The following is a 794-nucleotide window of genomic DNA, read 5'->3' as shown; positions in this document are numbered from 1 at the left end:
TGCCCCTCCGACCTACGCCCTTGCGGGACGCACCGTTACCGCCTCAACGACCACCCAAACGACACCGCTCACCCGACACACTGGGAAACAGGTCTCGAAAGACCCGCTCCTCAAAGCGCCCCCATCCACTCCATACGGAGCGAGCCGAACATTTCGGCAGCCCGCCCGGCCATTCGCGTGCCGGCAGGGCTGGCCGGACCACGAATGGGTCCACCCTTTCGGGAGCGGCGCGGCCACTCTCCCCAAACGAAGGCTCACACGCACTGTGCGACACTACAGGCCGCGACGACGGCTCGAATCACGCCACGTGGGAGGTCTGGACGGCCGATATAGACGTCGTCCTCGTCACCCACCACCTCATTCGCCGCCTTGGCGAACACACAAACACGCTGCCGCATCTCGGGGGACGCGCCAGCCAGCACCGCCCCCACTTCATTCGAGAGACACAAGACAGCGACTTCACGCGTCGCCAGTTCCTTGCTCAGCAACCCGAGGTCGCATTCGAACTCGATGGCCCCGATCTGATCGGCAATCGAAACCACCTGCGAGTTCGGCCCAGTGCGCGAAGGAACGGAGGGATTGAGCTCCACCTCATGTCGCCCATCTCCCAACTTTCGTAGCTCCGCATATGTCACTCCGTGAAAGTCCTCACCGGGCCACACCTCGGCCTGCTCAAGCCACTCCCTGGAAAAAAGACTCATCACCAGGACACGACCTGCCTGCGACCGAACGAACAAGACCTTCATCCAAAACCTCCCAAGCGACACAACAGCACGAATTCAAAGCGTCTTAGC

1 protein-coding gene is annotated in these 794 nt (G+C 62.0%); it reads right to left on the bottom strand.

Annotated elements, in window-relative coordinates; genetic code table 11:
* Nucleotides 1-254 precede the first annotated feature (254 nt).
* Complete coding sequence (locus HUW62_RS05530; RefSeq protein WP_176433792.1) at nucleotides 255-746, bottom strand: hypothetical protein; 492 nt, start codon at nucleotides 744-746, stop codon at nucleotides 255-257.
* Between the last annotated feature and the right edge of the window lie 48 nt (nucleotides 747-794).

Origin of the sequence: Myxococcus sp. AM011 (assembly GCF_013372595.1) — a bacterium.
Lineage (GTDB): Bacteria > Myxococcota > Myxococcia > Myxococcales > Myxococcaceae > Myxococcus > Myxococcus eversor.
Note: the sequence above shows the minus strand (reverse complement) of the source record. Positions and strands in the feature narration are given on the sequence as shown.